The following is a 26,645-nucleotide window of genomic DNA, read 5'->3' as shown; positions in this document are numbered from 1 at the left end:
TTCAAACTAACCATTTCTGTATGCGTGGCATTGGCCATAAGCCTAAGTTCAGATGTCCATTGGCCAAAATTAGCTCCTATGATAAAGAAGCAAGCAAAAGCCATTATTAACCCTTATTGCCAGCATAACTACTGAAATGGTTATGAGAACGCGGCCGGCCTTTATTTTCTCCAAAAAGTTAGATCAATGCCCGTCTGATAGGGCGTAAACCAATTTTCCCAGCATTTTTAATGCATCGGCTATTTATTGCCCCACTATCCATAAACTGTAGCCACCCTTGGGGCAGCTTATTTTTACACTATCCGGAAAATACTCCTGTATCGTATTCCTGTATTTTAAAATTTGAATTTGCGCAAACTCGCGCAGCTTTTTGACCTCAGCATGAAACCTTGCCCCGGCTACCCATCCAATTCTGAAACCGGGAATCAGTTAGGCCAGGAATACAAAAAAAGTATTTCATTGTTAAATGTATTTACATACTAACATAATTTCTTCATTGATATTAATATTTAATTCAATCAATATTAATATAACCAGCAAGTAAATTGCATTAATATATCACCTAAATGGTAAATATTATGCAATACCACATCTTATTTTAAATAAAGTGTAAATAAATTAACATTAATAATATTATTTATGTATATATGTACATACAATAAAAATGGTTTAACATTTACTCAAAATTATTATGAATGGAAAAATTTCTACCTATTTAAAGGTGAGGTACCTTTGTTGTGTTCTATTGATCCTGTTCGCAGCATTTACATCCTATGCGCAGGAATTAGTTACCGTGACAGGTAAGGTGACCGACAGTAAGGGACTGGTCATGCCTGGTGTCAACGTTGCCGTCAAGCACACCATAACTGGAGCCCAAACCGGCAACGATGGAACCTATGCTGTTAAATTACCCCGGGGAAGCGATACCTTGATCATTTCTTTTTTGGGCTATGCCAAACAGGAGATCGCTGTTAAAGGCCGTCGTATAGTCAATGTTGTTTTGATGGACGACAAGAACAACCTGAATGAAGTTGTGGTGGTGGCTTACGGAGTGCAAACCAAAGCGAGTATGGTTAGTGCCATCACAACCATAAGTCCAAAGGAAATCAAGGGGCCAACCAGTAACCTCACGACAATGCTCGCCGGGAGGATCGCCGGCCTTATTTCTTACCAGCGTAGTGGTGAGCCGGGGGCAGATAATGCATCATTCTTTATTAGGGGCATCACGTCCTTTGGCTCGGGTAAAATTGACCCATTAATCCTGATAGATGGTGTGGAATCTACGTCGACCGAGCTTGCACGCCTTCAGCCGGATGATATCGCCGCATTTTCTATTCTGAAGGATGCTGCCGCCTCTTCCTTATATGGAGCCCGCGGGGCTAACGGGGTGATCTTAATTACCACAAAATCGGGCAAAATTGGCGACACCAAGCTCAACGTCCGGTTCGAAAATTCGACATCCACTAATACTCAGAATTTCAGGCTCGCCGATAATATAACTTACATGAAGTTATCCAATGAGGCTGCGCTAACCAGGAATCCTCTTGCGCCACTGCCGTATACCCAAAACAAAATTGACCATACCGCGGCGGGTGACAATCCTTTGCTTTATCCTAATAACGACTGGATAGGAACACTGATAAAAAATTATACCAACAATCAGCGGCTTAATCTGAATTTAACAGGGGGTGTTAACAGGGCGCAATATTATATAGCCGCTACCGCCAACCAGGATAATGGCGTACTTAAAACGCAGAGTGGCAACAACTTTAATAACAATGTTAACCTCAAGAGTTACCAGATAAGATCCAACGTTAACGTAAAACTTACTCCAACTACCGAGGCTATCCTACGAACTTCAGGAGACTTTGATGACTACAGCGGCCCGGTTGGTGGATTTGACAGTGACGGTAATGCCGTGAGCGGTGGGGGAAGGGTATTCTCTAGCGCATTGAATGCCAATCCCGTTTTGTTTCCGGCTATTTTTCCGTCTTCGGATCTGCCTCTTGTAAAACACCCGCTATTTGGTAATGCACCCAGAGGGCTCAACGGAGAGGTTTATGATAATCCCTTTGCATCCATGGTGTCCGGTTTTCAGCATTACAGCACATCAACGTTGAACGTGCAGTTTGAATTTAAGCAGGACCTGAAGTTCATTACAGAAGGTTTATCTGCCCGGGGAATGGTTTATACCAAGCGTTATTCTTATTTTAATGTTAACCGGCAGTACAATCCCTTTTTTTACCAGGCTAATCCCTCCAGTACCGATCCAAGAGGATATACCCTATCGTTATTGAATGAAAAAACGGCAACAGAGTATCTTAACTATAGTGAAGGATCAAAAACAGTAAATACCACTACTTATGGCGAGGTGGCCCTTAACTACAACCGCACCTTTAATAAGGTTCATAATATCAGCGGCTTACTGATCGGTATTCAGCGGAATTACGTAAACGGTAATGCCGGCAACCTTCAGGCATCATTGCCTTTCAGAAACCAGGGAGTATCAGGCCGTTTAACATATGGGTATGACAACCGCTACCTGCTTGAAAGTAATTTTGGTTATAACGGCTCTGAACGCTTTGCGCAGAATAACAGGTTTGGCTTTTTCCCTTCTGTAGGTGTGGCCTGGAATGTAAGCAACGAAAAATTCTTTGAACCAATATCCAGAGTGGTGTCAAAGCTTAAATTGCGCGCCACTTACGGATTAGTGGGTAATGACCAGATTGGTAACCCCAACGACAGGTTCTTCTACCTGTCTAATGTATCGCTGAATGATGCGAGTAATACATATGTATTTGGAGAAAACTATGGTTATTCGAGGCCATTGGTTTCTATTTCAAGATATGCCAATACCAGTATTACCTGGGAAAAAGCAAAGAAAACCAATTTTGGATTGGACCTTGGCCTATTTAATGCCTTAGATATTACCGTAGACGCCTACAAAGAACGACGCACCAATATTTTGATGCAACGTGCCTATATTCCAACAACGATGGGGCTTACCGCGCCTGTAAGTGCCAATGTTGGCATAGCCGAGGGTAAGGGTGTGGATCTGTCGATGGATTATAATAAGAATTTTGGGAAAACCTGGCTACAAATGCGGGGTACCTTTACCTACGCGGCCAGTAAGTTGCTGGTTAACGAAGAACCCAATTATCCTGCAAACATGCAATACCTGTCGAGGGTAGGGCAGTCTATCAATGAAGCTTTTGGACTGGTAGCTGAACGGTTATTTGTTGATGATGCAGATGTGAAGAATTCGCCCAAACAAAACTTTGGTGAGGTAAGGGGAGGCGACATCAAGTATCGCGACCTGAACGGCGACGGACAGATCACCAACCTTGATATGATCAACGGCCTGGGATACCCAACCACGCCGGAAATTATCTATGGTTTTGGCTTTTCATTCGGATACGGAAATTTTGATATCAGTACATTTTTCCAGGGATCAGCCAGATCTTCTTTCTTTATTGACCCATCCAAGATATCGCCATTTGTAACCAATGGTGGCGGTCAGCACGGACTGCTTGATGCCATTGCTAAAGACCACTGGTCAGAAGATAACCGGAATTTATATTCCCTATGGCCGAGGCTTAGTTTAAATCAGAATAATAACAACAATCAATCTTCCAACTGGTGGATGCGCAACGGTTCATTTCTGCGGATGAAAACAGCCGAAATAGGTTATAACATTAAGGAAAAAACTTTAAGAAAATACCATATCTCTGGCCTGCGGATCTATGCAAACGGCACCAACCTGTTCTTGCTCAGCAGCTTTAAGCTTTGGGACCCCGAACAAGGGAGCAACGGTCTTGGCTATCCTGTACAAAAAGTATTCAATATAGGTGCTAACATCCAATTTTAACCCTGGTAAAATATAATCATATGAATTTTTTAAACATATATAACCGGTTTCTTATCTTTTTAGGACGAAAACCAACCTGCCTGTTGCTTTCACTCGTCGTATTGGTCACCATATCATCTTGTAAAAAAAGCTTCCTGGATGTGGTTCCGGATAACGTAGCGACATTGGACAATGCTTTTGCCAACCGTAACGAGGCAGAAAAATACCTGTTTACCTGTTACTCGTATTTACCCAATGATGGAAATCCAGATGGGAATCCTGGTTTTAGCGGTGGAGACGAAGCGTGGACCTACTGGCCGATGACGGAGGATTATTTTTCCCTCGATCCTTATCAAATTGCCCGTGGTAATCAAAGCAAGGCCAGCCCATTAATGAATTATTGGGGTGGTGCAACATCATTGTGGCAGGGTATCAGATCTTGTAATATATTTCTTGAAAACGTGGATAAGGTTGTTGATCTGCAACCATACGTCAAGTTGCGATGGGTTGCCGAAGCCAAATTCATCAAGGCCTACCTGCATTGGTATTTGCTGAGGATGTATGGGCCTATACCGGTTATGGACAAGAATTTTGCCGTAACTGCAACACCAGAGGAAGTTAAAGTTTTCAGGCAGCCGGTTGATTCCGTTGTAAACTATATTTCAAAGCTGATTGATGATGCAGCAGTCGGAGATGCAAATACAGGTTTGCCATCTAAAATCGCGAATGAAGCTACAGAACTGGGCCGAATTACCAAGGTTGCGGCGCTTGCAGTTAAGGCGAGAGTACTGGTTACCGCTGCAAGCCCCTTATTTAACGGAAACAGCGACTTTGCCGGTATGAAGGGAAAAGATGGGAAGATTTTATTTAATCCGAAATATGACGCGTCGAAATGGGACAGGGCGGCTAAAGCGTGTAAAACCGCTATTGACGCCGCTGCCGCGGTAGGAGTAAAGCTGTATTATTTTACCCCTGGTATCAACGTGGTTAACAATACCACAAAAACGGAGATGAATATCCGTAATGCGGTTTGTGAAAAATGGAACAGTGAACTAATTTGGGGATTAACAACAGGTGGAAACCCCACTTATTGGCTGCAATTATTTGCCTGCCCACAGATAGATCCCAATAATATCAACCTTGACCTGAAAGGGAAGCTGGCCCCCCCGCTGAAGATGGCGGAGTTGTTTTACACTAAAAATGGCGTTCCTATCGAAGAAGATAAGACCTGGGACTATGCCAATCGCTTTAAACTGCGCACGGTTACCGCGCAGGAATCTGGCATGCAGGAGGATTATCAGACCGTCGGGCTGCATTTTAACAGGGAGCCCCGTTTTTATGCGGATATGGCTTTTGATGGGTCAAAGTGGTTTATGAAGAACGGGGATTTTAATATCCAGAGTAAACTGGAGCAATATTCTGGCAAAAAGCAAAGCCGTTTATATTCTATAACTGGTTATTACACCAAAAAATTGGTTAACTGGAACCTGGTTGCAACCAAAACAAGTACTACTGTGGAGTCTTACCCATGGCCTGTGATGCGTTTGAGTGACCTTTATCTGTTATATGCTGAGTCTTTAAATGAAAGCGGAAATTCTGCGGCAGCATTATCCTATGTCAACCAGATCAGGGCAAGGGCGGGATTAAAAACTGTCGAAAGTTCCTGGAGTAATTTTTCAAATCAGCCAACCAAGTTCACATCGGTTGCTGGTCTTCGTTCCATTATCCAACAGGAACGCGGTATTGAAATGGCATTTGAGGGAAGTCGTTTCTGGGATCTTCGCCGTTGGAAGACTGCCCCCCAGGTTTTGAGCGCACCAATCTATGGCTGGGACATTTTGCAAACCACCTATGCAGACTATAACCGCAGGGTGCTGTTATACACGCCACGGTTTATCGCGCCGAGAGATTATTTCTGGCCCATCGCCGAAAGCGATTTGCAGGTTAATCCAAATCTTGTTCAAAATCCCGGCTGGTAACCGGCAAAACTCAATGTAAAATCATTATACGCTATAAGAAATGAAAAAAATATTAACTATTTACTTTATTGGAATGATCATCCTGATCACCAATTCCTGCAAGCAGGATACACTTGCTCCGGTTGTAAAAGACAATGTTGCGCCCGGATCGGTAACCCATGTTGCTGTTGTAAACCTCAATGGGGCAGCAAAAATCAGTTATTCGCTGCCCAATGATGCCGATCTGTCCTACATCAGGGCTGAATATTCCATCAGAAAGGGTGATAATCGGGAAACAAAGGTTAGCCGCTACAACAGCAGCATGATTGTGGATGGTTTCGGCGATACCGTTCAATACCAGGTTAAGTTATACGCTGTTGACAAAAGCGAGAACGCGTCCGCACCGGTTATCATCAATGTACATCCGTTGAAGCCGCCGCTTAAGCTGGTAAGGGATAGTTTAATTGTTTCGCCAGACTTCGGGGGAATAAATATCAAGTTCTCCAACGGGCAAAAGGCCAGCCTGGCTATCATCGTATTGGCCAACGATTCCCTTGGCCAGTTTTCGCCGATCAATACGAATTATACCAATTTGCGTGCTGGGGACTTTTCAACGAGGGGCTTGCCAGCGGTGAACACCAAGTTTGGCGTATTTGTACGCGACAGGTGGGGAAACTTATCTGACACGCTCATTGTGAATTTGAAGCCACTATTTGAGGAACTGCTGGATAGAAACAAAATAAAACCAATTGTATTGCCCACAGATGCCCAGCTCGGCCCGCAATATGGAGGCGGTGTTGATAAGCTGTTTGACGGAGACATCACCAATAACAGCGGTTATTACCATACAGGCGATGATTCAAAAATGCCGCAACAGTTCACGTATGATATGGGAGTTCAGGCTAAGTTAAGCCGCTTAAGTTATTTTATGCGCCAGGGGTTCTTCTACACGCTGCACAACCCCAGGGTAGTGGAAATTTGGGGTTCCAATAGCCCCAACCCGGACGGTAGTTACAGCGGATGGAACTTATTGACCTCGCATACCCAGGTGAAGCCATCGGGTTTGCCGGAGGGGCAACTATCTCAGGATGATATTGATGCAGCCAACGCCGGGGAAACAATCTCGTTCCCGTTAGATGCCCCTAAGGTACGTTACATCAGGTTCAGGACATTGAAAAACTGGTCGAACGGTTCCTATGTGAATTTTAATGAAATAATGATGTGGGGCGATTCAAAATAATCAATGATCAAAATTAAATTTATGAAAACAATAAAATATTTTGCTTTACTGTTAGTCACCTGTTTTGCATTCTGCCTTGCGTCCTGCACCAAAACTACGGGTGATGCCTATAAAAAATTTGAAAAGGGCGGCGAAATTACCTACCCAGGCCGCGCCGACTCGGTATTTGTACATCCGGGTAATAACAGGGTGCAGCTTGCTATTGTGTTGGGCAATGATCCGCTGGTTACCAAGATCCGGGTGTTTTACAATAACATGCAGGATTCAACGGAAACACCAGTTACCCGAACCTTGGGCGTAGATACCGTAAACATCATCGTAGATAAGTTAACGGAAGGAAATTACAACTTCGTTATTTATACGTATGATGTAAAAGGTCATAAATCAGTAGTTACCAATGCGTCCGGAGTGGTGTATGGTCCCAGCTATACAGCCTCATTGGCCAACCGGAATTTAAAGCTGGCTTATTTTGATGATGATGGCAAAGCGACCATCGATTGGGGCAACGCTGCTTCTGACGAACTGGGTGTTGAGTTGAAATATATCAACAACAGCAGCCTCACCAAAACCATTATCGTCCCTAAAAGTGAAATCTACACCAAAATTTCAGACGTAAAGCCGAATAGTCAATTAACTTTCCGGTCGCTGTTTAAGCCGGATTCGACTGCGTTTGAAACCTTTTCTCCGGCTGTAGCTACAGCCTACTTTTCCAACGGACTAAACAAGGCCAAATTTAAGAGCCTGATACTGCCAACCGATGTATTGGAAGGTGGCTACGGATGGTTGGAGGAGTTTCTCTGGGATGATAATTACAATCCGCCGGGCTTTGCTACGGAATCCAAAGTACCCTGCTGGTTTACCTTTGACAGTGGCATATCAACTGCAATAACCGGTTTCAAGGTTTGGCAGGCGAACGACAGGCTTTACGATCAGCAGAGCGTTAAGGCATTTGAACTATACGGCAGCAACAATCCAAATGCGGACGGCAGCTGGGGTAGCTGGACAAAAATAGGAAGTTACGAATCGGTGAAGCCGTCTGGCTCGGCCGTAGGCACAAACACCGATGCGGATGTTGCCTTCGCTCTTCGTGGAGAATCCTTCCCCGTAATTGCTGGTACTCCTAAGTTCAGGTATTTCCGCTTTAAGCTACTTTCTAATTTTGGGAATGGCGACTTTATGACCATGGAGGAGTTTTCCTTTTTTACAAACGACCATTAAGGTCGGTCTTTATTAAAAAATTAAGCAAGTAATAGTACCTGTTATCTAATAATGATCATCTGGCTAAGTTTATAAAAACCGGGCCGGATGATCTTATTGATTATGCACTTGCTAAAATATTTTTCTCATCAATGAGCTTCTTTCAACGTAGCTGCGAACGGCAAAAACTTTAACTTTTATATTGATATAGAGGACGTTATAAATTTCAAAACCGAATAAAATACTTGTCCGCTTTTGCTTCATAGTATATCGCTTCAAGTCTGTTCATCATTGCAGGTTTATTATTGTTTACGCGCTTTGAATTTACCCGCGAGGTAATAAATGATCAGGCCAAGGATTGTCCAGTAGACAGCAAAACCGATTAGGAAAAATGGCGGCGGCGTATCCGGTTCTTGCCGCAAAAAATCAATAAATGGTATCAGCGGCCCGATCAGTATCAGTTTGACAGGTAATAAGATCATGGATACGATGCTTTTCCAGCCTGTTGCCGATCCCATCCCCAGGAAGGACGTGCTATTGCCGGCAGGAAAAAGCCGGGTCTCCAGTCCCAGAATGGAGGTAGTGATAAATTGAAAAGCAAATGCTAAAACAAGGAAGAGCATAACGAATTTTATTCTGGAGGTCTTCATAATCTCGTGTTTAATAATTAAAAGTACTTTGTTATTCAAAGTTAAATAACATTACCCGCCATTCCAAGTATTTAGCAAAATTTACTTACGTTCATTGATGACATTTCGAGCGCTTTGAAGATAAACATCAACCATTCATACCGGAGATAGTATATATCGCCTGTAAGTTAGGCCTCAGTTCTAAAAGGTTGAATGAGATACTGAAAAGAAAGGCCGGATAAAACCCGGATGCAATTGGTCCATCACCCGATTATATTGGAAGCCGGGAGGCTGATTATACATGATCCGTGAAGGAAAGAGCCAGCATCCCGAACCGGGTGCTGGTCTCTGATCAATGTTTATGCTTTAGCGTCGTTTATTTGTTTAATGGCTTCATTGGCTATTTTTGCAGAGTCATCGTCATTGCTTTTCTTACGCTGCTTGCTGATTTCCTCCAATGAAGCGATCAGTCTTGATGCGATGCCGTATTTTTTGTAAGCGATGGCCAGGTCGCGGATACTGTTGATACCTTCGGTTACGTAGGCACGGTTAGCCATCCTGCCAATAATTTGAGGTAACGACTGAATAGCATTATCAACTTTTACCTGCACAGAAGCTCTTTTAAATGCCGCTATTACATAAGGCCATTCGGGATCTGCTCCGTTGGTGGCATAAACAGCCACGATTGCCTGCGCAAAAGGTCCCTCTGCCTGTGGCTGTAATTCCTTAGCTGTTTTAAAGGCCTGATCAGGTGCGATGGAATTAAGGGCGGTTAAAGCTGCGCCGCGTACACCGTACGATGGGCTTGATAAAGATGCTACATAAAGATTTTTGTAAACCAGCGAGTTTATTTTGCCCAGCAGTTTTAACGCCGCTGCACGTACCGGGTAGTTCGGGTCGTTTTTAGCCAGATCGGCCATTATAGGTAATACAGCTGTCACGAACGCCTGGTTATCTACTTTAATGGCTCTTATAGCCTTAATACGTAAACCGTGGTATTTGTCTTTTAAGGCTGCCGTCAATATATATTTACCTTCTGCCGTTGATTGCTGGTCTGCGGCTGCCACAAAAGCCTCCAGGCGATCCATATAAAGCGGGGCATGCTGATATTGAAATGCCAGTTCGGCCAGGGTTTTATGATCTGTCTTGTTTGTTAGCAATATCTTTTCGGCGTCAACATTTATCAGGTCGGGGCGGGCGGCCGTCTTGAAGCTAAGTGTATCCTTTACATGACTTAACCAAACCTGGTGCCGCTCAGTTTTCCCACCAACGTAAACGTCAACTGCAATAGGCAATTGAAAAATTTGGCCTTGCTGATTTTGAGCGACAAAAACCTTTTCTGTTTTAGTGGCTTCGTCCCAGTTATAGGTAATGTCCAGGATGGGGTGGCCGGCACCATAATACCATTGGTTGAAGTACCAGTTAAGGTCCCTGCCAGATACTTCTTCGAAGGCCAGGCGCAGGTCCTGTACTTCGGCACTTTTAAACGAACGGGCTTTAAGATAAACACCTAAGGCCTTAAAGAAGGCTTCGTCGCCGAGGTAATTGCGCAACATATTTAGGATCAGGCCGCCCTTGTCATAAATATTGGAGCCGTTGATGCCTTCGCTTTCCGTATAATAAAAGGGAACCAGGTTTTGATTAGCGGCGGTCTTATTATTCAGGTAGGCCAGTAACTCGTCATAACGTTTGGCGTCGCCATCGTCCTTGCCATATTTTTTTCGTTCCAGTATTTTTCACCAAATACAGCGAATGATTCATTCAGCGTTTCGTTACTCCAGCTTTCGCAAGTTGCCAGGCCGCCAAACCATTGGTGAAAAAGCTCATGCGCTATAGTAGTTCCACCCGTGCCGTTCGGATCGTCTACCAATTCCCATGGACTCTTCTGTACATAATCGCCCAGTAGGGTAGCCGAAGAGTTTTCCATAGCACCAAGAGGGTAATCCCTAACAACTACCTGCGAATACTTCTCCCAGGGAAAGTCGACGCCCAAGGCTTTTGAAAAAAACTCCATCATCTCTGGCGTTTGGCCAAATACCGCCTTTGCATAGGGGAAATATTTAGGCTCCAGATAATAATTAACCTCCTTATTCCGCCATTTATCCTTATATACCTTAAAATCGCCGATGGCCATCATGAAAAGATATGGCGAATGTGGCAGTTTTTGCTTCCAGGTATCCGTACGGGTACCGTCAGTATTCGATTTCTGGCTGATCAGCAAGCCATTGGATAGGGTAGTGTATTTTGCCGGTACCGTCATGCTTAGTTGCTGCGTGGTCTTTTGCCCTGGGTTATCAATGGTAGGGAACCAGCACGACGAACTTACCGCCTCGCCCTGTGTCCAGATCTGGATAGGCTTATCAACTTCTGTCCCTTTGGGGTTTACAAAGTATAAACCTTTGCCATCTAATTTGTGGCCTGGTTTATCATGCAACAGGTTTGGCTTTGAGGTATAATCTATAAACACTACAAATTGCTCACCACCCTTATATTTTCTATCAAGCTTAATGTCAAGGTAAAGGCTATCTGAATAGTTGTATTGAAGTGGTTGCAGCTTACCGTCTTTGACGATGGCAATCTGATGAATATCCATTCCTTTGGCATCAAGCCTCAGTGAATCTGTCGCATAAAAATGAGGCTTTAAGGTCACCCATTCTTTACCGTACAGGTATGACTTCTGGTAATCAAACTTTACATCGAGCCGGGTATCTATAAGATCATTTATTTTTTCAGGTGTTTCACGATACCCCCCGCCGTCCCTGGGGACACTTTGGTGTTGTGCCGAAGCGGTTGAAAAAATGACTGATAAAAGCAGGGGCAGGAGAAAGCGTAAGTACTGTTGTTTCATTATGAAATTGATATTTATTGCAACGCAAGATGCATAATGTTTATTGGGAATAAGGTTAAAAGAGGGTCATTTTCGCAAAGAAACAATATTGTTACCGTTTTGTACGCCCTACGTCACCGGCGTGTAAACGGTAGCTTCAGCCAGGTCGGGTTAATATAAAAAGGAGCTTTTCTGATTTCGATATAAAGTATCCGGATTTCACCATCGTTACTTATCTAACTGCATATTTCATAAATAATAAATTTCTTATTTAATATAAATAATTGTTATTTATATTAGTGTTTTACTAGCGAACTCGTTTAAGATCACCTACGTTGAAAATTTGAACAACCTGAACACATTACGGAGAACTTATTCGCATACCAATGTGTGGTGGGGTTATTTCTTTCGTACTGTGCACTTTTGGTTGGTTGTGGTGATGAGGCTCCACGCTTATTTTGTATTACCGCCAAATAGGAGCTAATGGCTAAATTAATGAAGCTATGCACGACGAATTAAAGCATATTGATAATGTACAATGTAAATTTGAGGCAGAGTCTACGTTTAACCTACTTCAAATACTTAAACATTCGCAAGAATGGTATAATACTCATTCCCTTATCATAATCAAATACATCCTTTTAAAGAGAGGAGTTCCTGAGATAGATATAGAAAATGCAGACAAGGCGTTTAAAATTAAAAACAAACCTGAAGAAAGTATTTTTACTAAAATCCTGGAAGATTCCGCGGGGAGAAAATTTGTGTGGCTAATGGTAGCAATGATAATTATTTTTATCATTCTATTGGCATCAAGAAATTATGCTGCATCAAGCTTTGTAGATATGCCATCACGTGACTGATAACGTTCTAATGTCGCCCAACGTGCAGATGCAGCTTAAGGCAACCCCCAGGTGCAACGGCCCGGGGCAGATCTATATAGATGCATGACGGGTGATGGATCAAGACCCAAAACATAACAGGAATTAAGATCGGTTTGTATCAGGATATCTCAGTTTTATTATACGAAAGCTGATCTTCCCGTATGATTTTATCAACGCGTTTAAAAGTAAACTTTAGCCCTGTCCCAAAATATCGCTCTAAACTAAATTCACCCTGCAACTGATCACACAAGCCCCTCATCAGGTTCATACCTAAAGAGTTTGTGGAATTTAAATCGAAGTTAGCAGGTAAACCCACACCATTGTCGCTTATACTTAACAGGAAATGATCATCAGGGATTTGCTTTAATAGAATAGTAATTACACCATTCATCTCGTTAGGGAAAGCATATTTAATGGCATTTGTTACAGCTTCATTAATGATGAGACCCAGGGGAATTGCCTGCACAATGTCAAGATCAACAGTTGCTACATTTAGTTCATAAGTAATTTTATTACGATCGCTATAGCTTCCTTTAATTTTACTGCTATAGCTGTCTTTTAAATAATATACAAGCTCATAAATATAGTCCTTAATATTTATGTGGGTCATTTCATCAGATTGATACAATTTTTGGTGGATTAATGACATGGCGTACATACGTCGCTGGCTATTCCGCATAGCCTCCAGTGCCGATTCGTTATTTATATAGGCTGATTGCATTTTTAGCAGGCTCATGGTGGTTTGGAGATTGTTTTTTACCCGGTGATGTATCTCGCGCAACAACCATTCTTTTTCTGTCAGCAGCATTTTCTGATTCTGATTCATTACCTGTAACTCATGGTTTTGCTGATCAATTTCCTCTTTCTGTGCCTGTAGCTTATCATTGCTTTTCTTATTATAATAATAGCGGTTGTAAATCATGATAATTACAAATAGCAACGCGATAAAACCCGCGATAGAAAATTTCCGGGTTGTATTTTCTCTTTGCAAATTCAACTGATTTTGAGCCCGCAGCAATTGAAGATCCTTTTCTCTTTGCTGGGTTTTATATGTGATATCCAAAATTGCAATTTGCTTACTTTGGTTTTTTGAGAATATGGTATCATTTAGCAACGAGTATTTATTGAAGTATGCAAGTGAAGATTGGTAATTCCCCATAACCGAATCTATAATATGAAGTTTAAAGTAAACATTCATGATAATTTCTTTAGGGGTGATCCGCTTGTAAGGATCAGTAAGGAGTTTAGAAAAATAGGTTTTACTTAATTTGTAATTTTTTGTTTTCAGGTAGAAGTTACCCAGCGAATGTGCCAATCTAAAGTTCGCCATGCCGCCATTAAGTAGCGGTGTCTTTTTTTCAATATTTTCAGCATCAACATAATATTTCTTCGCCTTTTCCAATTCATTCATATTTTCGTAACAATGCGCCAAAGTCATATAAACAAATTGATTATCGGTGGCGTTATTTGGGGGAGATTCCCGCAGTGCATTCTCTGTTAACTTCATAATTTGACGGCTTTCGGAGACGTTTTTTGTGGAAAGCGCGATGTCCCTTAAGCAGGAGTAAATTTCCGAATCCCCGCTATGTTGTTCAAATGCTGCCAATGATTTTCGTTTCCATAAAATGCTTTCGCTGGGATCCTGGAGGTAATCATAGGACGAAGCTATCCTTCCGTAAAAATGACCGAGTGCCAGACTGTCCTTGTTCGCGGCGATGTTTTTCACAGCATTAAAGGCAAGCTCTAACTCTTTTGGATAGTCCGATTTTATTTCCGCGAGATACGCCAGCAAATCAATCGTAAATTGGTTGTATTTAAAATGACTTGCCTTTTGTAAAAAAAGTGACCTCGAAGCTGCATTTTCTGAGCTTTTAAGGTCCTGATTGGCAACACTCATGTAGGCGATATTCATGAGCGTGTTGATCTGGTTGCTGGTATCCTTTAAGCTTTCGAAACCGGTTAACGCTTTATGAAGGCAATCTAATCTAAAAGTTGTGGTGTTTGCCAGAAACGGACAATACATCCCGGCATAGTTCCAGGCTTTTGCAATGATTTTTGTATCTGGGTTTTGCCCTGCATTATCTGTTACTGTTTTGAACCATTTTGTACCGGTGAATATATTATTCCGCTTAAAATAACACTTCCCCAACAGGCAGGCGCATTGTAATGACCAATTAGTAAGATGCAATTGATCGCATTCTTTTTTAGCCTGTGTTAAGTAAAAGATGCCGCTGTCAATATATTTTGTTTGAAAAGCCGGATGGAAGGCATAATAAGCCCCAATTAATAATGATAACCGCGCATGATTGGCCCCAGTTAATAATGGTAATTTTTTTCTAACACTATCGCTGTTGTTTTTATCCATCCAACGGCAATTTTCAGCAGTATAGTTACCATCTATTCCTTCGGTTATAACGGGCACGCGGCTCAATTTATGCCACCTGCTGGTTATAAATAAACTGCTATCTAAATCAACTGTCGCGTTTTTTTCTACCGTGTAAAACCCGGAGCTTACCTGTAATAGCGTTTTACTGTAGCCTGCCTGAGATAGGGCGGATTGCGCGTAGGTAAAGAATGATGAAAATGATAAAATCATCCATATCAAACTGGTTAGGGAGTTAAGTACGGATTTCCTTTTCATATAAAATTTACCCGTTAATTCCATTTATGGTAAATATACTTCATATCGCAAATAAATTGATGTTTAATGTACACGGTTACTAATTAGTTGTTTGTAATAACTGCGCCACCTGTTTTGCATGTAATTCCTTCCCCGGGAGTTAGCTACTGTGTGTACACATCTTTTTTAATAAAGAAAAATGTCATTTCGAACGAGCATGCGCAGGGGAAAGCGGGAGGTGCGAGGAGAAATCTTCGACGTCTTGCATGCCCGAATGTCCGCTTTTACAAGATTTCTCCTCACGTCCGGCGCGCAATCCCTCACTGGTTCGTTCGAAATGACAACGTTTTTTAATTATGTGTCAAAAGCAAAAGATGTGTGCACACAGTAGGTGAGTTGGAGGCGCTATGGTAAATAGCAATTCAAGTAAAATGCTGGGATGGGTACGGATTTAAAAAACAAAGGTAAATACCCAACTGATATTCTTTTTTTGATATCAACTGTATCTTTTTGTGTGCCTTGTTAAACCTGAACTTTGGTAAGTTATTTATTAAAAAATGCAAGTAAATAACCATACTGATACGGCAGTAAATAGCGCGAGTCTGTTTACCGCTTGTTCAATCAACGATGTGCTATCCTCACTAAAAAAAATTAAAATAATGGAACACAAACAAAAACCTTCGGGTTTACAAGATAATTTAAAACTTTTTTCTCCAATTAAACTGGGGAGAATGAATTTAACACACCGGGTTGTTCACCCACCTCTTACGCGCTTGCGCGCTAACCCGGATGATAGTGTAAGTGATATGATGATCCAATATTACACACAGCGGGCTTCAGATGGCGGCTTTATGATTACGGAATCTGTTCACCCATCGATAGAAAGCAGGGGGTACATTGGTGCGCCTGGCATTTATGAAGATCATCATATTGCAGGTTGGAAAAAATTGGTTGATGCAGTTCATGCAAAAGGCGCTTATATATTTATGCAGATATCTCACGACGGCAGGCAATCACATGTTGATTTGAGCAATGGTAAAACACCTGTAGCACCATCTGTTGTGCCTTTTGAAGGTCTGTCATTTACAGCGAACGGCTGGGTTCCGGTTTCGCCGCACCGGGCTCTTGATATCAACGAGATTCCTTCACTTGTTGAACAATACCGGCAGGCAGCAATACGCGGGCTCGCTGCCGGTTTTGACGGTGTTGAACTCCATAATGCTAATGGTTACCTGGCCGATACTTTTTTGCAGGATGGCACTAACAAAAGAACCGACGCCTACGGAGGTGCTATAGAAAACAGGGTGAAGTTTCCGTTGGAGCTGGTAGATGCATTGGTATCTGTTTGGGGGGCCGACCGGGTAGGCGTCAGGATATCTCCGAGTGGCAAATGGGGGACAATATCTGATTCGGATCCGGAAGCTACATTTGGCTATTATGCTCAACAGCTAAATAAATACGGTTTAGCTTACCTGCATGTAATTGAGCCGCGCGTAATGGGAACGGAAACACTTGACGAAGGCCGTGCGCCTGTTGCTTCCTCTTTTTTGCGGCCGCTGTTTAAGGGCCCTATTATCGCCGCGGGCGGGTTTGACCGTAATGATGCGGAAGACATACTGCAGAAAGGCGATGCCGACCTGGTTGCCTTCGGTCGTCTTTTCACCTCTAATCCGGATCTTCCGGAAAGGTTAAGAGAAAATCTGCCGCTGCATGATTACCATCGCGAGGCATTTTGGGGTGGTGATGAACAATACTATACGGATTTCGCTGTGTACAGTGAAGATACCGTTGCAGCAGACCGTACCTAATTCAATTTAATAAAGTAAAGAATAAAGCCAGCCGGCATTGCTGTTACAAGAGCAATGGCGGCTGGCTTTTATTTTTTTAGAAAAGGTAGATCAATGCCCGTCTGATAGGGCGTGAACTAATTTTCCCAGCATTTTTAATGCATCGGCAATTTTACTGCTCCATAAAGGGCAGCAGTTAATGCGCATGCAATTTTTATATCTATCTGAAGCCGAAAATATTTGACCGGGGCAAAACCCGATACCATATTTCAGAGCTTCGCGCTGTAGTACTAACGCGTTTAAGTTTTCGGGCAGCTCTATCCATAAACTGTAGCCACCTTTAGGGCAGCTTATTTTTACAGTATCCGGAAAATACTCCTGTATCGTATTCCTGTATTTTATAATTTGAATTTGTGCAAACTCGCGCAGTTTTTTAATATGAGCGTGGTAATTGCCGGTTTCTAAAAATCGGCCTATGGTATCCTGCAATAATCCATTGGTTGAAATATTGGCCGAGAACTTGAGTTTTTCGATCTCCGCATGATACCTTGCCCCGGCTACCCATCCAATTCTGAAACCGGGAACCAGTGATTTAGAAAACGAAGAACACAAGAGCACGTTGTTATAACTGTCATAAGCTTTGGCAGGCAAGGGTCTTGATTTGGCAAAGTTGAGCTCGCCTAAAGTATCATCCTCAATCATGGGGATGCTTTTTTCACCCAGCATATTTACTAGCTTTATCTTACTTTCTTCGGACATGGAGCAACCGTACGGATTTTGACAAACCGGCATAAACAAGCAAGCGGCAACTTTATTTGTAGCCAATGCGGTTTCCAATTCATCAAGATTTAGGCCGGTAATGGGATCCATGCTAATGGCTAAAGCTTTTAAGCCTTTACTTTCCAGGCATTGCAGGAGGCCGGCATATGTTGGCGATTCAACGGCAACAATGTCACCGGGTTTGGTCAGTACATCAAGGCAAAGCCCAATGGCCTCTGTTGATCCATTGGTTATCAATATCTCTTCCTGTTTGATGCTCTTTTTCCATTCAAAAGACTGTAATGCTATTTGTTTTTGCAAGCGGGGATGACCTTCTAAAAAGGAGTATTGAAAAATGTTTTTTTCCTCCTTTGCCGAAGCCTGCATGGCTTTGTTGAGCTTAGTGATAGGAAGGTATTCATTGATAGGGGCAAGTGATGAAAAATTAATTACGCTATGTTTAACCGTGTTTTTTATCATAGCCGCGGCCATGCTGCTTACCTCAACAATTTCGGGTAGCGGGACTAAATTTTTGGCTGCCGACCTGGCCAGTGGGTTTTTATTAAAAGAGTTGATGTAATAACCCGAACCCGGCCTTGAAATAACGGCCCCCTTTGCTTCAAGGATAGCATAGGCCTGGTTTACCGTGGTTAAACTAACCTTCAGTTCATCCTTCACCCTGCGTACCGAGGGGAGTTTATCACCCGGCTGCAGCCCGAGTCCGATAATCGTTTCTTCTAATTTATGAACTACCTGTTCATAGCGGAAAGCTTTGTGACTCATTAGATACCTCCATAAATATCTAACAAAAATACGCCTAATAAACGGGGACAGACCCGGTAACAAGGGAATATTGCAATTGGTTAACAGATTTATAAACAAGACTTAAATATGCAACTGATATCTTTTTTTTGATGCCAACTGTATCTTTTTGTGTGCCCTATTAAACCTGAACTTTGACCCGAAGATCAATCGAAATAACCTGGTTATTTCGATTGGTTAAAGTTTAAAAATTATTCATTTAAAAATGCAAACAAATAACAATACTGAAACAGCTGTAAATAGTACAGATCTGTTTACACCTGTTCAATTAGGACCATACAAGCTTACTCACCGTGTAGTTATGGCTCCATTAACCCGCATGCGTACCGAGTCGGATTTTGTTCCCAACGATCTTTTGGTTGAGCATTATAGCCAGCGTGCTACCCAGGGTGGGTATATCGTGGCCGAAGGCACTGTCATTTCCGAAACCGGTCATGGTTATTATGGTGCCCCGGGCATCTACACCGATGAGCAGGTAGAAGGCTGGAAAAGGGTGACCGCCGCTGTACATAACAAGGGCGGAATTATTTTTGATCAGCTTTTTCATGTTGGCCGTCAATCACACAGAAGCCTGCAGCCAAATGGCGATCAGCCGATAGGTGCATCCGCTATAGAATTTGAAGATTTTGTATATACACCCACTGGCTGGTTGCCAACCGACCTGAACCGGGCGATGACCACCGAAGAGGTGAAGGCAATGGTAGAAGATTACCGCAAAGCTGCCATAAGAGCCAAAGAGGCTGGATTTGACGGTGTAGAATTACACGGCGCCAATGGTTACCTGGTAGATCAGTTCCTTCAGGATGGTTCCAATCAACGCACCGATATCTATGGTGGTTCTATTGAAAACCGCGTACGTTTTATGCTGGAGATTGTTGAAGCCCTGGTTGAGGTTTGGGGTGCCAATCGTGTTGCGGTACGTTTAGGGCCAAGCGGAACATTTGCTTCCATGTTTGATAGCGACCCTATCGCGCTGTTTGGCTATGCGGCAGAACAGCTTAATAAATTTGGGTTGGCCTATCTTCACCTTATCGAACCGCGTGTTAAAGGTTCTGTTGAAGAAGTAGAAGACCTGGAGCCGGTGGCTGCTATGCATCTGCGTAAAATTTTCAAAGGCACCATCATTGCAGCCGGTGGTTTTGATGGCGAAAAAGCCAATGATATCCTTCAAAAAGGAAATGCTGACCTGGTAGCTTTCGGAAGGCATTTTATTGCCAACCCCGATCTGGTTTTCCGTCTTAAAAATAACCTGCCGCTTAATGTCTATGACAGGGATACGTTTTACGGAGGCGATGCACGTGGCTATAACGATTATCCGTTTTACAAAGAAGAAGAAGCACTTTCAGCCTGATGGACGCTATTCAAATGAAAACAACAGATAAGTCAGGATCCACAACAAGTGGAACAGAAATGGCCCGGGTAATACGTTTTAGTAAAACCGGAGGCCCGGAAGTACTTGAGATTGAGAATTTGGAAATTCCGGCGCCGGCAAGTCATGAGGTCAGGATACGGGTTAAAGCCATCGGGCTGAACCGTGCCGAATCCATGTGGAGGTCGGGGAATTATATTGAAGCCCCGGTATTGCCGGCCCGTTTGGGTTATGATGCCTCGGGTATTGTAGATGCTGTAGGAAGTGACGTAAAACATTTAAAGGTAGGCGATGAAGTGGGCACTATCCCGGCTTTTTCACAAAATGATTATGGTGTATATGGCGAATTAATTTTGATCCCGCAGCACGCAGTGATCAAAAGCCCGCCCTTGTTAGCTTTTGAACAGGTGGCAGCAATCTGGAATCCCTTTATTACTTCATACAGCGCCCTTATTGATATAGCCAAAGTTTCCGCTGGTGAGTTTGTGTTAATTCCGGCTGCTTCAAGCAGTGTGGGGCTTGCAGCTATCCAGGTAGCCAATATGGTAGGGGCCATACCTGTTGCCATAACGCGTTCTGGTTTAAAAAAACAAAGACTATTAGAGGCCGGTGCAGCCTACGTGATTGCAACGGAAGAGGAGGATATAGTAGCCGAAGTAATGAAAATTACGAATGGCAGAGGTGCTGAAGTTATTTTCGACCCGGTAGGTGGCCCTATGTTTGCCAAATTGCTGGAATCATTAGCCCGTGGCGGTCAAATATTTTTATATGGCGCGTTAAGTGATGAGGTTACTCCATTGCCGTTGATAGAGGTATTGAATAAAATTCCAGTGATTCGCGGCCATACGGTTTGGGATACCACGAAGGATCCGGAACGTGTAGAAAAGGCCCGGAAATTTATTTTTAAGGGACTTGCGGAAGGTTTTCTTGAACCAGTAATTGCCAAAATATTTCCCTTTGAGCAGATTGTTGAAGCGCACCGTTTCCTGGAATCCAACGAGCAGATAGGTAAGATCGTGGTTACTATATAACCAGGCACACATATCAGAAAATAAAAAAAGGAACGCGGCTTGGGCCCGGTTCCTTTTTTTATTTTTAATAAGCCAGGTATATGTTTTTAAATATCGCGCCCGGCGGCATTTTTTTCAATCGCCTCCACAAGCTGTTGTGGCTCAAAATAAGCTACCCATAAATTAATGGCCTTACCCTTTTGTATTGACCAGTGCTCAGATATCCTTACGGTATGTGGTGTATCCATGATCCCGATATCTATTACAATAACAACGGCATCATTTTCGCCAATAAGTGAAATGATCTCGCAACGCTTAAAATCAAGCACTGCTGTTACCTGCAGCAAAACATCTTCCAGGTAGGTTTTAAGATTGCTTGTGCCACCCCAGGGGAGGTAATCGGGGGCGGTCACTTTAAATTCGGGGTGAAAAATCTCCCCATATTCTTTGGCTTCGCTGTTTGTACCGCCTGCATAAAAACTATGCACCAATGCCTTATTCTGGTCGGTTAATAGTTGATCTGTCATGATGTTTTATTGCTGGTTTTTAAGATCGATAACTATATTTTCTGTGGCGTATATCCAAAGAATATTTTCCCTGTCGATAAATTTGGCTTCATCAGGAGCTATGGTTTTCAGATAGTTTTCTGTGCCGAAAACTTTGTTGATATCTTCCATCTGGTCAAACCAGATTTCGGCAATGCCATCAAAGGAGGCAACCGGGAACTGATCCAGGTGCTCGCCTGTACTATGCACCTGGATGTATTTCCTAACGTAACGCTTTACTTCTGGCTGGCTCGAAAATAAAGGGCCGTGAATATCTTTCCAATGAGTCTTAAATTCTTCCAGCGTCAGGTCTGACCTGCGGGGAACAAGTATAGCTAGCTTTATCATAAATTTTGATTTTTTTGATAATGGTAATCCATGAACAGTTTTTGTGTACATAGATTACCGCTACAGTCAATTATTTAGCTTCATTGTTAGAGGCAGCTATTATTATATCGGCAACCTCTTTAGGATGTGAGATGAATGCCACATGGCTTGCCTGAATTTCTGTAACCTTCGCTTTAGCCCTTTTTGCCATAAAGCGTTCGGCATCAGGTGGAATCATTCGATCCTGGGTGGATACGATGTACCAGCTTGGTTTTGTTTTCCATGCCGCTTTAGTTAACGGCGTTGTAAATGTTGCTAACCCGGATGGCGTTTGAGAATGAGCCATGAAATCGGCCTGGCCGGCAGGAAGGTCGGGGCAAAAGTCCTTATGGAATTTAGCCACATCATACCAGATTAATCCGTCGACAGGTGGCAGTAGAATGCCTGATTCCGGGTTGGGCGGACCAGCCTTTAAAAGGCCTAAAAGCGATTCGCCGGCATCCGGTGCAAAGGCTGATATGTAAACCAGGCCCACAACATTGGATGTGTCCCCGGCCTCGGTAATCACTGCCCCGCCATATGAATGCCCAACAAGAATTACCGGGCCCTTTTGCTTTGCAAGCACTGCTTTTACTGCTGCAACATCCCCGGTGAATGTTAGGTTAGCATTGCTCACCATATCTACATGATACCCTTTGGCGGTAAGTATTTTATAGATCGGTTCCCAGCCGGAAACATCCGCCCAGGCACCGTGAACCAACACAATATTTTTAACTTGTGCCTGTGCCGGAGCACTCATTAGTAATGTGGTTAGAGCGATGATGATAAGGGAAAAAAGCGTTTTCATTTTTTCTCCTTTTTTGTAGAATAGTTTCCAGATTTTACCTTTCATGATTGATTTTTTTTAATTGTTTGTTATTATTTTCAATACAGAAAGGCAAGGTGCGTACCAATATATTAAATAATTGAATTACAGCAACTTGATTTAAGACAAGGTCAAATCATCCGTTTTATTTCGTTATTTAACCAAGCCATTTCCCGCTTTTTAAAGCGCGAATGACATGTGTAGCACCATAGTTTATTCTACAACAAATAGTTGCATTGTTAGATGACAGAAGGGGGGGCACAGGAAAATGCAAGGTGAATCCTGGTATTTCAGGGAGTAAGTGTGTATGATGCTAATTCTTTTTTAAGGCTGTCAATAACCAGGCGCATCGGGCCGGCGCTGTTCAGCACCCTGCAAATGGCATTAGCACCTTCAATAGATACAAACATCTTATTGGCAAACTCAGCAGGGGCAAGGTTCTCCGATAGTTCGCCCCGGTCTATACCACTCTGCAATATTAAAGTAAACTGGCTTATTGCGGTATTGATCATTGTTTTTACCTTTTTTTTGATCGTAGAGTTGGTATCATCACTTTCTGTAGAAAGGTTTATTATGGGGCACCCGCCTTTGAAATAACTTTTCAAAGGATTTTTATTCATATCCATAAAGGCATGAATCTTATCTACAGCTTTAACATGTTTATCCAAAGCAGTATTCCTTCTCCCGGTCATTTTATCAAACAAATAATCAACAGACGCAAAAGATAACTCTTCCTTGCTTTCAAAATGCCCGTAAAAACATCCTTTTGATGTATCGGTGGCTGCAATAATATCATCAACAGAAGTGCCCGCAATACCCTTCTCATTAAATAGTATCGCGGCGCTTTCGATGATCAATTGTTTCTTTGTTTCAGATTTACCCATTGTTTATTTAAATGCCCAAATATAGACCAAATGGTTTATGTCCATCTACTTATAGTGTCAGCTTTTATAGCTTTTGGCACCCGATGCCGTACAACGCCAGGTTTGTTTTAAGCGGTAACAGTTTCAGGAACAAAGGAAAGGTTCCTGGCGTTAATCTTTCTCCTTACCCTTGCAAATAATGCAAATGCGGTTAAACACAGGAGTGCGAAACAGATATAGGATGCTCCAAGCCATTGCTGGTTTTGATTGTTATGATGCCAATCCAAGCCGGTATCTGCCAAAGCTATCGAGCAAGCTGCCAACAAATAACTGGCCGATACCTGAACTTACCATAAAAAACACCAGTGTTAATTGCACTGCAGCAGCTGTAACCCCAGGTGGCTGGCCCTTGGCGGCAATGAGGGTATATAAATATCGGTAGCAAAGCCAGATAAGGGAATAAGCGAGAATGGCACTTATACCGTAATGGTTTTCTTTAATGAGTTTTATTTTCCTTATAAGCAGAGATAAAACGGAAAGCCGGTCATATAATGCCGGCCGCCGTACGTTAATTTTATAAACCCTTTAATAATTACCAGGGCAGTTCTTCGCCCATGTGGATCAATTTGCCATTTGGTCCGTCTTCGCCGATTAATGCAAGGGAAACACTTGTTTTTGCCCCATCGGTAATACTCATAGGCGCCTGCTCGTTTCCGCCTAATTCTGTTTGCACCCAACCCGGGTGAGCTGAATTTACCTTAATTCCGAGTGGCTGAAGCTCTGCAGCCAACTGAATGGTAAACATGTTTAATGCAGCCTTTGCCGAATTGTAAGAAAGTACCCTAAAACCTGCAATAGGGCTTTCTGGTTGTGCATGTATGGTTAAAGAACCCAGTATACTGGATAAATTAACGATGCGGCCGGCCGGGCTTTTCTTAATCAATGGAAGCAACTCGTTAGTTAAGTATACAATACTAAAAAAGTTGGTGTCATATATATAATTGAATTCCTCTTTTGTTGTTTCGGCAGTCTTGCTCACAAAGAGTGAATCCTTAGGCGCTACACCTGCGTTATTTATAAGAATATCAAGCTTTCCGAATTTGGAAGATATGTATGCGGCTGCGGCTTGCCTTTCTTCGTCATTGGTTACGTCCAATTGGATGCCATAAGCGTCAATACCTTTTTCGGTGAGTTGTTGTGCAGCTGTTTCAGCGGCTTCAAGCTGCCTTGCGGTCAATATTACCGTAATACCTAATTCTCCCAGTTGTTTGGCTGTTTCAAGTCCTATACCGCGATTCGATCCGGTGATGAGAGCTACTTTTTTATCGTTCATAATTATAATATTGATATGTGTCAAAAATAGACTAAATGGTTTGTTATTTAGACTATTTAGTCTGTTTATATATTTATTTACTTTCAGATGTCAATTGCATTACGTGTTCAGCTCACGGGCAGGAGGGTTCTTTTTCCAGCCTCAAGTATGCTCAACCTGTCATTAATGCCGAATGCGGTAAACGACTGGAGGATCATTTCACCAGTTTCAGAATAGTGCGACCAGCCTTCGTAATGAACGGGAATAATTGTTGCTCCTGGAAAGGTGAATGCGGTATCGATAGCATCATTGGTATCCATCGTGAGGTTAATGGATATCGGAGGTTTTGCGGCACCCGCAAAAATAAATACGTATTTTGGATTAAAGCGTTTTGCTACCTCTTTTACACCTTCGTAAAAAACAGTGTCGCCGGTGAGATAGATTTCAAATGGGTCAATCCCGGCTACCGATAGGACGAAGCCAATAACCTCGCCCGCAAATTTTTCAACATTGATAGGACCATGACGGGCGGGTGTAGCGGTTATGGTTAGTGTTTCGCCGGTGGGTGTAATTAGTGTAAATGATTCCCATGGGGCAAGACCTGTTACAGCACCCTGTAGTCGTTCGGCTGCGCCTATGGTAGAAAATGTTTGTTTTACTTGTCCTATTAATTCTCTCCCCATTTTATCAAGGTTATCGGCATGCTGGTCGTGGCTTAGTAATACCAGATCAATATGCCCGATATCATTAGTAGCAGGCCCTGTAAGTTTCTTGATTGAATCATTGGGGCCTGCCGGGAAAACTCCCGGGGGATCAAGCGTAGGGTCGGTAATGATACGCAGACCGGCAATTTCTAAAATAACAGTTGGGCCCCCTATGTAGGTTACATGAATTGGTGTTTCCATTTTTTAATGACTAAATTCTACGTTAACAACATCTATCGATACCATTACAGGGATAGGATTATAGCTTGCGTCCTCATTCCTGAGGTAGATTCTCCTGGTTGTAGCAATGTTAATCCCCATAAAATTCTTATAATCCCATACATATTGGGATGATGGAACAGATTGTAATATATCCGGAGCGTAATCGTGATGCCTCAGTAAATAGTTTTTATCAAAGTAGAATACCTGCACCTTGTTATGAGTTTCAATATAGTCAGGAAACGTAACTTCCAGCCTTTCCAAGGTTTCGCCATCCTGTTGCCATGGAGTTAATTCCTTAAGCTGGTATCCCGGTAGTTTAAAATTAAATGGTGCGGTGAAGTACGTCCACCAGGCATAGTTGCTGAAGTAATGTGGCTGAAAATCGTTCCATTGGGTCTCCAGCACTTCTCCTTCAAATGATTTCCGCGGGTTTAGCAATGTTCTTTGCTCGCTGCCATCCGCATCCTCCAAAATAATTTTGCCCGGTTCCCAGGTCGATTTTTGATAGGGTGCTACTAATGATTGATAGCCTGATAGCTGTTCGTGTGTGTTTGCCTCAAAAATACCATCGCTCAGTAAGCCTGTTTTGCCCTTAATTTTCCAGATGTGTCCATCCACCTTCAGGTGCGCTTTAATGTGATTGAAGCTGTTCCATTGGTCCATACCGCCATGGGCTGATATGACCAGATCAATTAAATCTGCCATGTGTTTATATTTTGTTGTAGCGCGACTATGGCTAATTATATGCCGGTATGCAAGTATTTGATGTACAAATAATTAGAAAAGCTTGAGGTGGTGTTTACTGTTTTATATCACTAAAACACCAATAGTCTTATCAATAAATCACATTCACGCGCCGCT

The 26,645-nt window shown here is 42.7% G+C and carries 21 protein-coding genes; 9 read left to right on the top strand and 12 right to left on the bottom strand.

Annotated features, from left to right (window positions below):
* The first annotated feature begins 691 nt into the window (after window positions 1-691).
* The 4 genes from Q0R88_RS18470 to Q0R88_RS18455 are packed head-to-tail and all read left to right on the top strand — an operon-like array spanning window position 692 to window position 8,263.
* Window positions 692-3,868: a TonB-dependent receptor gene (locus tag Q0R88_RS18470; RefSeq protein WP_295718956.1), complete on the top strand. Its 3,177-nt coding sequence runs from the start codon at window positions 692-694 to the stop codon at window positions 3,866-3,868.
* Window positions 3,869-3,888: 20 nt separating this feature from the next.
* Window positions 3,889-5,826 (top strand): RagB/SusD family nutrient uptake outer membrane protein, encoded by a 1,938-nt coding sequence (locus Q0R88_RS18465; RefSeq protein ID WP_295718954.1) that lies wholly within the window; start codon window positions 3,889-3,891, stop codon window positions 5,824-5,826.
* A 40-nt stretch (window positions 5,827-5,866) separates the two neighbouring features.
* Window positions 5,867-7,045, top strand: a complete 1,179-nt coding sequence (locus Q0R88_RS18460) for a DUF5000 domain-containing lipoprotein (RefSeq protein WP_295718951.1) — start codon at window positions 5,867-5,869, stop codon at window positions 7,043-7,045.
* A gap of 21 nt (window positions 7,046-7,066) precedes the next feature.
* On the top strand, window positions 7,067-8,263 hold the full coding sequence (locus tag Q0R88_RS18455) for a DUF4998 domain-containing protein (protein WP_295718947.1): 1,197 nt from the start codon (window positions 7,067-7,069) through the stop codon (window positions 8,261-8,263).
* A gap of 281 nt (window positions 8,264-8,544) precedes the next feature.
* Here Q0R88_RS18455 and Q0R88_RS18450 read toward each other — a convergent pair whose 3' ends face one another.
* From Q0R88_RS18450 to Q0R88_RS18440, 3 genes are all read right to left on the bottom strand, one after another.
* Entirely contained in the window at window positions 8,545-8,892 is a 348-nt protein-coding gene (locus tag Q0R88_RS18450; RefSeq protein WP_295718945.1) for a hypothetical protein, read from the bottom strand.
* Window positions 8,893-9,230: 338 nt separating this feature from the next.
* The gene (locus tag Q0R88_RS18445; RefSeq protein ID WP_295718944.1) at window positions 9,231-10,427 is read right to left on the bottom strand and encodes a HEAT repeat domain-containing protein; all 1,197 of its coding nucleotides are present in this window, start codon (window positions 10,425-10,427) and stop codon (window positions 9,231-9,233) included.
* A gap of 104 nt (window positions 10,428-10,531) precedes the next feature.
* Window positions 10,532-11,719: a M1 family aminopeptidase gene (locus Q0R88_RS18440; protein ID WP_295718942.1), complete on the bottom strand. Its 1,188-nt coding sequence runs from the start codon at window positions 11,717-11,719 to the stop codon at window positions 10,532-10,534.
* Window positions 11,720-12,201: 482 nt separating this feature from the next.
* On the opposite strand from Q0R88_RS18440, the gene Q0R88_RS18435 reads away from it, so the two are divergent.
* Window positions 12,202-12,558 carry a hypothetical protein gene (locus Q0R88_RS18435; protein WP_295718940.1) on the top strand — a complete coding sequence of 119 codons (357 nt, stop codon included), beginning with the start codon at window positions 12,202-12,204 and terminating at the stop codon, window positions 12,556-12,558.
* A 139-nt stretch (window positions 12,559-12,697) separates the two neighbouring features.
* Here the strand turns inward: Q0R88_RS18435 and Q0R88_RS18430 are convergent, their stop codons facing one another.
* A complete protein-coding gene (locus Q0R88_RS18430) occupies window positions 12,698-15,220 on the bottom strand; it encodes a histidine kinase dimerization/phosphoacceptor domain -containing protein (protein WP_295718938.1) in 2,523 nt (840 codons plus the stop codon).
* Window positions 15,221-15,858: 638 nt separating this feature from the next.
* Between Q0R88_RS18430 and Q0R88_RS18425 the strand changes: the two genes are divergently transcribed.
* Window positions 15,859-17,007 carry an alkene reductase gene (locus Q0R88_RS18425; protein ID WP_295718937.1) on the top strand — a complete coding sequence of 383 codons (1,149 nt, stop codon included), beginning with the start codon at window positions 15,859-15,861 and terminating at the stop codon, window positions 17,005-17,007.
* A gap of 90 nt (window positions 17,008-17,097) precedes the next feature.
* Here Q0R88_RS18425 and Q0R88_RS18420 read toward each other — a convergent pair whose 3' ends face one another.
* Window positions 17,098-18,528, bottom strand: coding sequence for a PLP-dependent aminotransferase family protein (locus Q0R88_RS18420; protein WP_295718935.1), 1,431 nt, complete (start codon window positions 18,526-18,528; stop codon window positions 17,098-17,100).
* A 244-nt stretch (window positions 18,529-18,772) separates the two neighbouring features.
* Between Q0R88_RS18420 and Q0R88_RS18415 the strand changes: the two genes are divergently transcribed.
* Window positions 18,773-19,918: an alkene reductase gene (locus Q0R88_RS18415; protein WP_295718933.1), complete on the top strand. Its 1,146-nt coding sequence runs from the start codon at window positions 18,773-18,775 to the stop codon at window positions 19,916-19,918.
* A 14-nt stretch (window positions 19,919-19,932) separates the two neighbouring features.
* Window positions 19,933-20,967 (top strand): zinc-dependent alcohol dehydrogenase family protein, encoded by a 1,035-nt coding sequence (locus Q0R88_RS18410; RefSeq protein ID WP_295718931.1) that lies wholly within the window; start codon window positions 19,933-19,935, stop codon window positions 20,965-20,967.
* A gap of 86 nt (window positions 20,968-21,053) precedes the next feature.
* Here the strand turns inward: Q0R88_RS18410 and Q0R88_RS18405 are convergent, their stop codons facing one another.
* The 4 genes from Q0R88_RS18405 to Q0R88_RS18390 all read right to left on the bottom strand — a co-directional run bounded on the left by Q0R88_RS18405 (window position 21,054) and on the right by Q0R88_RS18390 (window position 23,567).
* Complete coding sequence (locus Q0R88_RS18405; RefSeq protein WP_295718928.1) at window positions 21,054-21,473, bottom strand: hypothetical protein; 420 nt, start codon at window positions 21,471-21,473, stop codon at window positions 21,054-21,056.
* 6 nt (window positions 21,474-21,479) lie between these two features.
* Window positions 21,480-21,839 (bottom strand): EthD domain-containing protein, encoded by a 360-nt coding sequence (locus Q0R88_RS18400; RefSeq protein WP_295718925.1) that lies wholly within the window; start codon window positions 21,837-21,839, stop codon window positions 21,480-21,482.
* 70 nt (window positions 21,840-21,909) lie between these two features.
* Entirely contained in the window at window positions 21,910-22,710 is an 801-nt protein-coding gene (locus Q0R88_RS18395) for an alpha/beta hydrolase (protein ID WP_295718922.1), read from the bottom strand.
* 263 nt (window positions 22,711-22,973) lie between these two features.
* Entirely contained in the window at window positions 22,974-23,567 is a 594-nt protein-coding gene (locus Q0R88_RS18390; protein WP_295718920.1) for a TetR/AcrR family transcriptional regulator, read from the bottom strand.
* 220 nt (window positions 23,568-23,787) lie between these two features.
* Between Q0R88_RS18390 and Q0R88_RS18385 the strand changes: the two genes are divergently transcribed.
* Entirely contained in the window at window positions 23,788-23,988 is a 201-nt protein-coding gene (locus tag Q0R88_RS18385) for a hypothetical protein (RefSeq protein ID WP_295718918.1), read from the top strand.
* Window positions 23,989-24,138: 150 nt separating this feature from the next.
* Here Q0R88_RS18385 and Q0R88_RS18380 read toward each other — a convergent pair whose 3' ends face one another.
* The 3 genes from Q0R88_RS18380 to Q0R88_RS18370 all read right to left on the bottom strand — a co-directional run bounded on the left by Q0R88_RS18380 (window position 24,139) and on the right by Q0R88_RS18370 (window position 26,489).
* Window positions 24,139-24,879, bottom strand: coding sequence for an SDR family oxidoreductase (locus tag Q0R88_RS18380; protein WP_295718917.1), 741 nt, complete (start codon window positions 24,877-24,879; stop codon window positions 24,139-24,141).
* Window positions 24,880-24,986: 107 nt separating this feature from the next.
* Window positions 24,987-25,763 carry an MBL fold metallo-hydrolase gene (locus Q0R88_RS18375; RefSeq protein WP_295718916.1) on the bottom strand — a complete coding sequence of 259 codons (777 nt, stop codon included), beginning with the start codon at window positions 25,761-25,763 and terminating at the stop codon, window positions 24,987-24,989.
* A gap of 3 nt (window positions 25,764-25,766) precedes the next feature.
* Complete coding sequence (locus Q0R88_RS18370) at window positions 25,767-26,489, bottom strand: hypothetical protein (RefSeq protein WP_295718915.1); 723 nt, start codon at window positions 26,487-26,489, stop codon at window positions 25,767-25,769.
* Window positions 26,490-26,645 lie beyond the last annotated feature (156 nt).

It is taken from the genome of Mucilaginibacter sp., assembly GCF_025362475.1.
GTDB lineage: Bacteria > Bacteroidota > Bacteroidia > Sphingobacteriales > Sphingobacteriaceae > Mucilaginibacter.
Note: the sequence above shows the minus strand (reverse complement) of the source record. Positions and strands in the feature narration are given on the sequence as shown.